Below are 11,722 nucleotides of genomic sequence, written 5' to 3'. Positions count from 1 at the left end.
GCTCTTGTCTAATTGCATTGTGACGCGCATCACATTTAGTGTGGCCGCGTTGAGCGGGAGGCGGTAACCATCCGCGTGAGTTTGGGTTTCTGCTCCACACGCCGTCACACTTTCACTGCCAAGGCGTGAAAGGCCGTCGCACCCGTAATGCGACAATCCGTCACACGAAACGTCTACACGTGATTGCTCACATGCGTTGAGCGAACTGTCACGGCACATTGCTTGCAGCGTCAGTTCGCTAACATTTCCACCGCTCCCGCTGCCGCCCCCTTTTCCGCCGAGTCCGGAATGCCACAGACACATCGCATGACCGCTGCCGAACCCCCGCATGCACGTGTCGAAGCTGCCTCCACTGTTCCGGAAGTCACCGACGATGCACTCGAGTACGCGCTGCGTACCAACGCCGTCGTCCCGTTCTTCCAGCCCATCGTGGACGTGCAGTCCGGCAACCTGCGCGGCTTTGAAGTACTGGCCCGCTGGCGCGCCAGCGACGGCCGCCTGTTGCTGCCCGATGCCTTCATCCCTGTTGCGGTAAGCGCCGGGCTGATCGCCAGCCTCACCATCCACCTGGTGGAACAGGCCTGCCGCGCTGCCCGTGAATGGCCTGGCGACTTCTACCTGGCCTTCAACATGCCGCCCACCATGCTGCAGGAATCAGCCACGGTGGACCACATCATTGCCACGCTCAAAGCCACCGGATTCCCGCTGCGTCGGATACGGGTGGAGATGACCGAGGTCGAGGTGGTGGAGGACGAGCGCGCCGCCGAGCTGGGCATCGCCCATCTGCGCGAACTGGGCATCAAGACCATGCTGGACGACTTCGGCACCGGCTACTCCAGCCTGGTGCGTCTGCATCGTTTCCAGTTCGACAAGATCAAGATCGATGGCAGCTTCATTCGTGCCTTGGAGCAGGATGAGGCCAGCCGCAAGATCGTGTCGGCCATTGTCGGCCTGGGGAAGAGTCTGGGGGCCAAGGTGGTTGCCGAGAGCGTAGAGACCCGCTTCCAACTGGAGTTTCTGGCCAGTATCGGCTGCGACACTTATCAAGGCTGGTGGCTGGCCCCGGCGATGGACGCGGCCACCGCTGCCGGTTGGCTGGCCCGGTTTGAGCCACGCCAGGCGGCCCCATCCAGCACACACCTCACCCCTTACCAGCGCCAGTACCAGCTGGAGATCCTGTACGAGCGCTCGCCGGTGGGCCTGGCCTTCATCGACCCCGACCTGCGCTTTGCTGCTGCGAACGCCAAGTTCTGCAACATGATCCATGTGCCACGCTACGAGGTAATCGGGCAGAAAGTCACCGACGTGCTGCCGGTGGAGATCGGGGGCCGTGCGCTGGAGCTTATCCTGCGTGGCTTCTGCGACGACCAGGGCGATCTGAGCGAAGTGGTGATGCCGCACACCGCCGAAACGTTCCTGCTCAACCACGAGCGGGTCAGCGATGCCGGCGGCGTGGTGCTGGGTGTTTCGGTGGTCTGCATCGATGTCACCGATACCAAGCGCTACGAAGCGGCGCTGCGCGCGCGCGAACAGGAAGACGTGTACGCCGCACCAGGCACGCCGACCGTATTCTGGGTGGCGGAGGAGTCGGGTGAACTGAGCTACATGACGCCGCACCCACTGGAGCTGGCCGCCATGAGCGTGCGCGAGCGCATCGACAGCTGGTACGCGCGCATGGACCCGCCGGACCGCGAGCGGGTGCGCAGCGAATGGGTCGGACGAGACCCGGCGGCGACCACGTTCCAGACCCGCTTCCGCCTGGAATGGCCCGATGGCAGTCGACGCTGGGTATTGAGCCGGGGCGATCTGAAGGAAACCGGGCACGCGCGCAGGTGGTACGGGTTCTTTACCGATATCACCCGCGAGGTGGAGCTGGAGGAGCGGTTGGGAAGCGCGGTGGTGTGATCTGACCTTGGGTCAGCTGGTGCTTCTGCCCTTTGCCACACTGCGCCGAGCTGTAGCAGATGGCACAACGGACATCGTTCCACTTCGTGCGGCTAGGGAGCCAGACAGGTTCGCCTGTCGTTGCGGTCGCGTGTCGGCTGACTCATCCGTGGTGCGCGGACGCCCGCCAAGCCGACCATTCTGGCGTGCCGCGGTACGCTTTGCGTCACTCGTCGACTTTCCGCCGGCGCGACCCAACAAGGACGCCATCCACTTCTTGCTGCCAAGGGCACCTTGAAGCAGACCGGGCACGTAGACGTCTGCGTCGAGCTGTGGCCAATGAAGCCCCAAACCGCTGGGCGAGACCTCAATCTCACTCAACTGATTAGCACTTGCATTGGTCAGTCCCTGCACCCGGTCAACCGGGACAGATAGCTGGATACCGGTGACAAGCTCCAGTACAACCCGCCGAGTACTGCGTTGATAACGCACGGAGACGACTGCGCTGGTTTCCTGCAGTCGCTGCATCTCGCCGCGAGCGTGCGCACGCTGTCGATCAGTTTCGGTCATGGATCGCTCTCCAGCAAGTACAAAGGCGGGGGACAAGTGGTGCAATATTGCGGCGCAGCGTCCGAACTTCGGTAGCGTTAAACCCTACGTAGTCCCTGACCTCTGGAGGACCAGCGGGACAGCAGAGGTGGAGGATCGCCTCTCGTCCGGCCCCTTGCACGTGCACGTGTGCAGGAGCGTGGTCGTTTGGAAAAGTCATCACTCTCAGTCCATCCAAGCGGGCGACTGTTGGCATCAGGCTACTCCAAAATAACCCAAGTGGTTGGGATGACTTGAGAACTCATCGCGACGGCCCCCGATCCACTTGCCTGTACCCGATGGCCTCGGCCAAGTGCGTGGTTTCGATGCTGTCGCAACCAGCCAGATCCGCGACGGTGCGGGCCACCCGCAAGATGCGGTGCATGGAGCGGGCGGAAAGCTGCAGCTGCTCGACGGCAGCTTCCAGCAGATACTGATCGTCATCGGCCAATCGGCAGTACTTGTCGAGTTCAGTGGGAACCAGCAGGGCGTTGGGCTTGCCCGCACGCCGTAGCTGGATGTCGCGTGTTGCCACCACACGTGCGCGGACACTGCGGCTGTCTTCGCCCAGCGGTGCATCGCTGCGCAGCTCCGCTGGCTCCAGTCGCGGCACCTGTACGTGCAGGTCAATGCGGTCCAGCAGCGGACCCGAAATGCGGGCGCGATAGCGGCGGATGCTTTCCGGGGTACAGCAGCAGCGCCCGCTGCGGTCGCCGGCCCAGCCGCACGGGCAGGGGTTCATTGCGGCCACCAGCTGGAAGCGGGCAGGGAAGGCATCGGTGCGCGCAGCGCGGGCCACATTGACGTGGCCGGATTCCAGCGGCTCACGCAACACTTCCAGTGTGTGCCGGCTCCACTCCGGAAGTTCGTCCAGGAACAACACGCCGTTGTGCGCAAGCGATATCTCGCCCGGACGAGGATAAGAGCCGCCGCCGACGAGCGACACCGCGCTGGCGGTGTGATGCGGCGCGCGGAACGGGCGCTGCCGCCAGCGTGCGGTATCAATGCCATTGCCGCTGCATGAACTGATGACCGCGGTCTGCAATGCTTCGGCCTCGGTTGCGTCTGGCAGGATGCCCGGCAGCCGGGAGGCCAGCAGGGTCTTGCCGCAACCCGGGCTACCCAGCAGCAACATGTTGTAGCCTATTACAGGTCCCCATGCCTCAGCTCCAGATCATGCCCAAAGTCTATTCCTACACTCGGATGTCGACCCCTGAACAGCTAAAAGGGGACTCTAGGCGTCGCCAGGTCGACGCAGCGAACGCGTATGCCACTCGGAGGGGCTGGTTGCTAGAAGACCGCTTCGATGATCTTGGCGTCTCGGCGTTCCACGGGAAGAACCACAAGCTTGGCGCATTGAGCCACTTCCTCGCACTGGTGGACAGCGGCGCGATTGAGCGTGGAAGTGTGCTCATCGTTGAGTCTATAGACCGCCTGAGTCGCCAGGACATCAGTCGGGCGCTTCCGCTCCTGCTTGACCTCATTGATCGAGGCATCAGGGTCGTGACGCTCTCGCCAGAGCAGGAGTACTCTTCCCAGACCGTGGGCGATGCTACCAACTTGATTGGTGCTCTATTCATCATGGCGCGAGCGCATGAAGAGTCCAAGATGAAGTCCGTTCGCGGTCGTGAGGCGTGGATAAGTAAACGATCCGAGGCTAGACGCGCCGGCAAGATAGCAACGAGGCGGGTGCCTGGCTGGCTGGTAGTGAAGGACGGCAGGATTGAAGTAGACCCACACCGCGCTGAGATAGTTCGCGAGATCTTCGAGCTAGCGCGAAACGGCTGGGGGGCGTACTCCATATCGAGGCACCTTAACGAGCGTGGCGAGGTGCCTTGGGGTAAGAAGCCGAGCGCGGTATGGAGAGAGTCTTACATCAAGAAGTTGCTGCGTAGCCGTACTGTCCTTGGAGAGTACCAGCCCCACACAGTGCGCATTGAAGATGGACGACAGATTCGGACTGAAGACGGACAGGCAATCACCGAGTACTACCCAAAGGTGATCGATGCAGCATTGTTCCGCGAAGTCGCAGTAACGCTGGATGCCCGTCGAGTGACGGGTCGGGGGCGCAAGGGTCAGCGGTTTGGGAATCTGTTCACTGGACTGCTCCGCTGCCACTGCGGCGCTGGATACAGGTTCGTCTCGAAGGGACCGCCGCCGAAGGGTGGGGACTACCTTCATTGCTCAGTTGCATTGGCAAAGGGCAGCTGCTCGATGCAACCGCTGCGATACGGGCTAGTCGAGGAATTTCTGCTCGGACAGATTGAGAGCCTTGATGCTCGCAAAGTGATGAGTGGCTTGGTTGTTGACCAGCGTCTCAAGGAGGCGATGGACGAGAAGCGTACTCTCGAAGAACAGCTCGAGACGTCCCGCAATGCGATCGGCAAGCTAACCGACTTCATCATCCGAGAAGGCACCGGCGAGGGCAGTCGAGCCGTGAAGGTCAGGCTCGACGAGGAAGAGAGGACGCTGGCGTTAGCCACTAAGCGACTTACAGTGCTGGATCTCAGGGTTGCAGAAGTTCAGATGGCAAGCGAGAGCGAACGCAGAAGTGCGCTGAAACAACTGATATCCCGGTGGAGAAGAGACCCGCCAAATGCGGCGATCTTGCGTCGAGCGTTGGCTGAGCAGATCCGATCGCTGGTTGATCGGATGGTCATTTCACCAGGGATGCATGTACTGGAAGAACTACTGGACGGAGGACCGGACGGTTCTGAGGACGGCGAGGCTGTCGACAATTCCGAGGACTGGCGGGCGGTCTTTGGTGTTAAGAGCGAGGCTGAGCTCAGAAGGCTACTCAAGGATCGGAACTTTGAAGTTCACATCTTCTACCGCAGCGGGGCTGAGGAGCGGATCGACGGGATGCGCGGTCCAGTCTTCAGAGCTAAGGCGAGTCGCAAGATGAAGGAATTGAGACTAGTCAATCGCTGACATCTGCGAACGCGCAGCTCCGAATAAGACCTTTTATCCGATGTCGCGGACTGGGCATGATCGGACATCGTTCGGTCAGTTGAAATTAGTTTTCAAGTTCCCGGCAGCCCTCATCGGACACGGCGAAGCTATCAAGGGCGACTGATCGCCCTCGATAGCAAGGTCAAGGTCAGGCACCGCTCGAGCACTCGGCAATCGGGGGTGGCAGGAGATGCGTGTTGATCCAGTCGAAACCGTCCGCATAGCTCTGCTTACTGCGCCTCTTCGTTATATAGCTGGTCCAACCGTCATCGCTCAGTGGCTTGACCACGTTCTGCTTCGGACTTGCCCAGCTCAACTTGGTCCAATAATGCTCCACCTTGGAGGCAAAGTTTTCTGCCGTCATTCCTTCGGGAACTTCAATCTTCAGGTGGTAGTGGAGGCGGACAGCAGCTTGGGGGCTGACACCGCCCTCCCGTACGGCAATCACTTGCAAGGCACGACGCCTGCGCCCCCCAGAGAACTTGTTGAGCCGCTTGATGAGTTCCCGCACGGAGCCTTGGGCAGCCTCCAGAGTAAGGACAGCGGGGCGTCGAGCTGCGCGAAACGTGAGAGTGACCGCTACGCCTTTGAAGTCGTGTTCGCGGAAGTAGGTGAGAAGGGCGGCGTTCATCCGCTCTTCATTGGATGCTACGACGGAACCTACTGAACCGACTGAACTGACAGCCTGCCGATTGCGCCTCGGCTTGGTCCCGTCATGCGGAACAGGCAGCGCCTCATCGGGGATGATGCTACGGAGTGCCTGACGCTGCTCTGCGTCAAGGTTGCTGAACGAAAAGGGGGTGCCGCGAACGAACATGAAGATACCGGAGGCTGAAGGGAAATCCAGCATCTCGGATATCTAACCCAATGTTTTCCTGCCTTACTCGGTCCCCCAGTCCAAGGAGCTCAGGTCTCAGGGGTCTGCTTCTTGCAGCACCTGCCACGGCTTGCATCCGAGCCCAGCACAGACCTTGGAGAGGGTGTCGAGCTGCAGGTTCTTCTCGCCCCGCTCAATTGCACTGTAGTACGTGCGATGCATTCCGATATGGTCGGCAAATCCTTCCTGGCTAAAACCCGCTGCCTTGCGCCGCTCGCGGCACACCTGACCAAGATGCCTGATAAGAGGGGAATTCATCCCGCAACCCTAAGAGAGCGCTCCTTTTAGCTCTACAGAGTTAGAGGTAGACTACTTATAGGTATCCTTTAGGGGTGGGTCATGAAGTGGAGTGGACTGGTGTTGGTGTCAATGGTGCTGACGTTGGGCGCTTGTCATCGGGGGGCTGGCGAGCTGGACTACCCGGCGACCCAGCGAAAATTCGCTGAGCTGAATCACGAGTGCTTGGTTGCTTACAGGGCTGGAGTTAACGAGATCCAAAGGTCCACGGCGTTCAATGCCTGCAACAAGGCGCGGACTACGTTCGCCGCCAACGGTCCGATCAGGGGATGGCTCGGCAGAATTCAGAGCATCAGCACAAATCAAGGTGCCGATGTTGTGTCGCTTAGGATTGGGACGTCTGTGGATGGCTTCGACGTAGGCTACCGAACCGTAAACAACCGCCTCTCCGATGTAGGATCTGGGTCTCTTATCACGCCGAACAATCCGTTGTTCCCTGTACTAGCAGGAATGCAAGAAGGCGAAGTAGTCGAATTCGATGGCGACTTCTTGCAAGATCCCAGTGGTGAGCGAGGGATATGGGAGTCAAGCCTCACGGAAGCGGGTTCGATGGAAGAGCCGGGCTTCAATCTTCGGTTCACAGCGATTCGACGTCCTGACGCTAGCAAGACGGCAAGTACGGTCAGCGAAATCCATGGCGTGCAGGCGACCGACACACCGCCTACCACACCTTCCACCGAAGACGCGCAGAATTCGCCGATACAGGGTGATCGGGCGCAGTCAGTAGAGATTGCTGACGAAAGGCAGCCCTATGGAAGAACTCGGTCACAGCTACTCAGGTTGGGGTATCAGCCTGAAGCCGGAGCGAGTGAAAGCCTACCCCATAGCGTAAACGGTGATCCTGCGCTGTGCGGGAACGCTGGGTGTCAGATTCCTTGGACTAAAGGAGGTCAGTCCATTTGCGTCTCGGCTACCGTGAATGACGATCTCGAAGAATCAGGTTGGTCTTCACAAGCGACCCCGGGTCCTTGCACATGAGTGTATGGAGGTCGGTGTCGTCGCAGCCGAGTCTGGCGAGACTCTGTTAAAGCCTCAGGGCAGCCCCGCGATCCTAGGCGGGGCACCTTATAAAAACAAAACGGGGGTATGGAACTTATATGGTCGCATTCGTAGGCTACTACCGTGTATCGACTAGGGAGCAAGGTAAGAGCGGGTTGGGACTGGAAGCCCAATCCACTGCGGTCAGAGCTCACTTGTGTCCTTCCGATAGCCTGGAAGGAGAGTTCACGGAAATTGAATCGGGTTCAGTCGCGGTACGCCCTCAGCTCTCAGCTGCGTTAGATCTTTGCCGGAAACGAAAAGCGGTACTTCTTATCGCTCGTCTGGACCGCCTTGCCCGGAACGTGAGATTCATTTCTCAGCTGATGGAGTCAGGCGTTGACTTTATTGCAGTTGACATGCCGACTGCTAACAAGCTGACGCTCCATATCATTGCAGCGATCGCCGAACATGAAAGAGACCTGATATCACAGCGTACTAAAGCCGCCTTGGACGCCGCGAAACGGCGCGGCGTAAAGCTTGGAAATCCAAACATCGCAAAGGTTCATTGGCAGGGTACTCGACGAAGGATGGAGCGTGCTGACGCGTTCGCTAGAAAGACTCATCCCATGATCCGAGCCATCCAGTTATCAGGCGCTTCAACCTATGCCGCCGTGGCTGCTGCACTGAACTCTGCGGCTGTACCGACACAACGGCTGAAATCATGGACGTCAGCAGGAGTTCGCAACGTGGTGATGAGAGCGGAGAGATCCCTCAGCAACTCGCCATGAAAGCAGCTTGGCTCATGTCATCTATGCGGGCGAGTACCAAATACTTACCTACATTGGGATCCATCCAAAAGAGGCTTTCTAGAGGATGGCGTACTCTCTTCGCAACGTATGAAGCCTGCCATGCGGATATCGCATCCATGGCTTGAGTATTTCTATGTGCGGTTGCATTGCGAATGGTCTGTATGTGCGCAATTCTGGGAACATTGCCAAAGGCAGCTAGCAGCTGCGGAGCATTCACGGGTGCCAGCGCGGTGATGATCTGCATGAGCTTAGCCATATCGCCCCACGTTGGCTCCAGCCTCGTCAGGGTGAGAGTGGACACCGTACTAGGTGCCACTCCGTTCTGCTGCTTCTTTGCGATGTAGGCAATCACAGGTTCGGAAGGATGGACGCCCACGATACTACCGAGCGTCTTCGTGTCGCACCCTAGGCATGAGGCCATGACCACATGCCTGCAATATCGATTCCAACTCTGCCACAGAGTCGACAGAATGCCTTCAAGTTCGTGCAGCTTGGCCTCATCCCTGATTGGAAAAACTGCGGTGGAAAGCGTCGCAACCAGATGATCGCGAACCTCGTCAAGCCGCCTGTCTAAGCGGCTCTGCAGCCACTGTAGATCCATTCACTGTGCGCCCTGTAGAGCTTTCAAGATGAACTCCGCTCGCACTAAACGCTGTGGCGCGCGATTGGATCCCGCAACGCAAGCCTCAACGTAACGGCGATATGGACTATCGAGATCCTTGTTCTCATGTGCATATGCAAGGTCAGAGAGGCGATTCAGCGCGTCAGGCGTATTGGTGAAGGCACCGGTCGGGTTGATCTGGGTGCTGTTGGCAAGCCCGGGAATTCCCCACCTGTTGTGGATAAGCGCAACCACCAACGACAGAAATGCATATGACTTCGTCATGTACGTTGACTGGAGTGGCGAAAGGTCTGTCTGGATGAACTGGAGCGTTTCGTCGATTCGCGTTGCCCACTCCGCATGAAGGGGAAACTCAGAGTCATACGCCTTGTAGAGCTTCCGTAGCTTAGCTGCGCTAGTGCTTTGAATGCCATCCTCCATTGCAAGCGCGATCTCGACGATCAGCTCCGCATCTTCCATACGGACGATCCCTCTGGAGGATAGGATCTTCCATTCAGCTATGAGACGCCCCCACTTTTCGAGACGCTCAGTCACCCAATCCTTGAAGGTGCCGAAGAACTCACTATGGCGCTTTTCTGCCTCGTTAAGAGGTAGCGTATAGGCATTCATTCGTCGGAACATCTGAAGAATGTCCGCACGCTCAGCGTCTCGGATGACATCACACGAGATCGCGTAACTCATGAACTTGATTTGATCGTCAGGATCTAGGTCTGCATAACGCTTTCCTGCGAACTGTAGCGAGTTCTTCCCTAAGGCAAAGCGCCCCTGTGCGTAGTCAATGATAGTTGTCACGCGCTGCTGTCCGTCGACGATTTCTTTGAACGGACGCATCTGGGGCAAGCGCAGCTGTTCCAAGACGTAGATCTTGGGGAACGGGAAGCCGCACAGAATCGTGTCAATGAAGTAGCTACGGGCGGCACCTGGCCATAGCCGAGCCTGCCGCTGGTATTCGTTGTTCACGACCATGTCGCCGCGATTGAACTGGTCAATCAGCTCTGCTACCGAAACGCTTGATTCCTGAAGGCGCATTCTTCGTTCCTTTGACGATACTCGCGACCTCGCACGCCTGCCCGGACAGCAGACATGATCGCCTGCACAGTATAGGGGTAGGGGAGCGGGACTTAGTGCCTCGAGACAGTGAGTCGGGGAAGCTGATCGAAATTAGCTCGGCAGCCAGCGGGCTACTGCACCAAGAAATAAACGGCTATCATATGAACGGGTGATGGCTGCCGGCGGCGGCGACCTCCAAGGCACGACGAGCCAAAGGCTGCCCGCGCACGTCACTGAGATCCGGCACCTGTGCGGCGATGGCGGCTGCAGGAACGGCGCGCGGAAGATCATGCGCCTGCAGTGAGGCGCATACCTCCAGCAAGGTACGGCCCACGCGCACGTCCGCGTCCTGGGCCAGCCCGGCTTCCGCGCCGTTCGCAGCCGCGACAATCAGGCTGCGACCATCTTCGGCGGCCGCCAGTGCAGCCGGCAGTACCCCATCAACACCGCGCAGCTCTCCGGTCAGCGCCAGCTCGCCCAGAAACTCATAGCGATTCAGCAGCAGCGGGTCGATCTGACCACTGGCCCCGAGAATGCCCAGCGCAATGGCGAGGTCAAAGCGGCCGCCTTCCTTGGGCAGGTCGGCGGGAGCCAGGTTGATCAGGATGCGCTGGTTCGGGTATTCGAACTGCGCGCACAGCAACGCGGCCCGCACTCGATCGCAGGATTCGCGAACGGCAGCAGCGGGGAGACCCACCAGCGTGGTATGCGGCAGGCCGCCGCTCAACATCACTTCGATACGTACCGCCGGCGCATGAATGCCGATGCGGGCGCGGCTGTGCACCAGCGCTAGGCTCATGCGGGGCTCCGGATTGTGGCAGGAGCCCGAAAGTCTGGGATTACGGCACGCCCATGCCTATCAGCACGGGCAGACAATCCACGTCAGAGATTTCTGCTTTGCAGACGTATTACTGCTGGGTGGTATAAGCCTGCCACAGCGCCGACAGATCCTCACCGGTGTGCTCCTTCCACAGTGCCGGCGTATAGCTGCCGCTGCGCAGCGCCGAATCAAGCGTCTTCACCAGCCCCGGATGCGCGGCCTCGCCCCATTTCAGGAACGCGCCAGTGACCCGGTAGCCGCTGTCCACCTTGTGCTCCGGCTTGACCTGCGTAGGCAGTGCCCAGCCTCCGGCGGCGTTGTCGACACCGTACTGGTCGCGGGCATAGTCCGCGATGCCTTCCACCAGCCAAGAAGGTGCCCGCTCGCTGGCGTAGCCGGGATACCCCTGCACAATATGCATGCCTTCGTGGGTCACCAGGTCCGTGTCGTTGGGGTGTTTCACCAGCCAGCCCGGATTGATCGTGATGGTGGCCGACTTCTCCTTCTCGCCCACGTACGCGACGCCGTCGTAGGACGGGTCCATCACGATGCGCACGCTGGACGGTGCCGAGGGATGGAAGTCGTGTCGTTGGCGCGGGTAGGTGGCGAAGAACGTGGCGATGATCCGGTCACGCACATCTGCAGCGGTCGAGCCGCTCTGGTCCTGGTAGGTGAGTGTGACGCCGTCGCGGGTCTGTTGAATGTCGGCCGCGTATGCGCTGGAAAACGCGAGGCTTGCAGCAACCACGGGGACGATCAGGCAACGGCGCAGACGCATGGGCGGCACTCCAGGACGTGATGGACAACCGCGCTGATCCTGCAACAAGCCCGTGACCCGCCGC

General features: G+C 59.6%; 9 protein-coding genes and 2 pseudogenes. 3 read left to right on the top strand and 8 right to left on the bottom strand.

Annotated features, from left to right (window positions below; all coding sequences use genetic code 11):
* Positions 1-288: 288 nt before the first annotated feature.
* Positions 289-1,905 (top strand): EAL domain-containing protein, encoded by a 1,617-nt coding sequence (locus RT551_RS07225; protein ID WP_313456940.1) that lies wholly within the window; start codon positions 289-291, stop codon positions 1,903-1,905.
* 12 nt (positions 1,906-1,917) lie between these two features.
* On the opposite strand, the gene RT551_RS07220 is transcribed toward RT551_RS07225, so the two are convergent.
* Both RT551_RS07220 and RT551_RS07215 read right to left on the bottom strand, forming a co-directional pair.
* Positions 1,918-2,454, bottom strand: a complete 537-nt coding sequence (locus RT551_RS07220) for a DUF2442 domain-containing protein (protein WP_313456938.1) — start codon at positions 2,452-2,454, stop codon at positions 1,918-1,920.
* Between the two features lie 280 nt (positions 2,455-2,734).
* Positions 2,735-3,616 (bottom strand): annotated as a pseudogene (locus RT551_RS07215) (YifB family Mg chelatase-like AAA ATPase); the annotation flags it as partial.
* Between RT551_RS07215 and RT551_RS07210 the strand changes: the two are divergent.
* Positions 3,517-5,403 (top strand): recombinase family protein, encoded by a 1,887-nt coding sequence (locus tag RT551_RS07210; protein ID WP_313456935.1) that lies wholly within the window; start codon positions 3,517-3,519, stop codon positions 5,401-5,403. The pseudogene RT551_RS07215 and the gene RT551_RS07210 overlap by 100 nt on opposite strands.
* 169 nt (positions 5,404-5,572) lie before the next feature.
* Here the strand turns inward: RT551_RS07210 and RT551_RS07205 are convergent, their stop codons facing one another.
* Entirely contained in the window at positions 5,573-6,274 is a 702-nt protein-coding gene (locus RT551_RS07205) for a hypothetical protein (RefSeq protein ID WP_313456933.1), read from the bottom strand.
* Between the two features lie 63 nt (positions 6,275-6,337).
* Positions 6,338-6,559 (bottom strand): helix-turn-helix transcriptional regulator, encoded by a 222-nt coding sequence (locus RT551_RS07200; RefSeq protein ID WP_313456932.1) that lies wholly within the window; start codon positions 6,557-6,559, stop codon positions 6,338-6,340.
* Between the two features lie 1,136 nt (positions 6,560-7,695).
* Between RT551_RS07200 and RT551_RS07195 the strand changes: the two genes are divergently transcribed.
* Positions 7,696-8,367 (top strand): recombinase family protein, encoded by a 672-nt coding sequence (locus RT551_RS07195; RefSeq protein ID WP_313456929.1) that lies wholly within the window; start codon positions 7,696-7,698, stop codon positions 8,365-8,367.
* Here the strand turns inward: RT551_RS07195 and RT551_RS07190 are convergent.
* The 4 genes and pseudogenes from RT551_RS07190 to RT551_RS07175 all read right to left on the bottom strand — a co-directional run bounded on the left by RT551_RS07190 (position 8,351) and on the right by RT551_RS07175 (position 11,658).
* Complete coding sequence (locus RT551_RS07190; RefSeq protein WP_313456926.1) at positions 8,351-8,632, bottom strand: hypothetical protein; 282 nt, start codon at positions 8,630-8,632, stop codon at positions 8,351-8,353. The two genes, RT551_RS07195 and RT551_RS07190, sit on opposite strands and share 17 nt — an antisense overlap.
* 357 nt (positions 8,633-8,989) lie before the next feature.
* The gene (locus RT551_RS07185) at positions 8,990-10,039 is read right to left on the bottom strand and encodes a DUF262 domain-containing protein (protein ID WP_313456923.1); all 1,050 of its coding nucleotides are present in this window, start codon (positions 10,037-10,039) and stop codon (positions 8,990-8,992) included.
* 190 nt (positions 10,040-10,229) lie between these two features.
* A pseudogene (locus RT551_RS07180) lies at positions 10,230-10,859 on the bottom strand (magnesium chelatase domain-containing protein); the annotation flags it as partial.
* A 109-nt stretch (positions 10,860-10,968) separates the two neighbouring features.
* Positions 10,969-11,658, bottom strand: coding sequence for a basic secretory protein-like protein (locus RT551_RS07175; protein WP_313456920.1), 690 nt, complete (start codon positions 11,656-11,658; stop codon positions 10,969-10,971).
* Positions 11,659-11,722: the final 64 nt, after the last annotated feature.

Source organism: Stenotrophomonas sp. (assembly GCF_032103445.1).
Classification (GTDB): domain Bacteria; phylum Pseudomonadota; class Gammaproteobacteria; order Xanthomonadales; family Xanthomonadaceae; genus Stenotrophomonas.
Note: the sequence above shows the minus strand (reverse complement) of the source record. Positions and strands in the feature narration are given on the sequence as shown.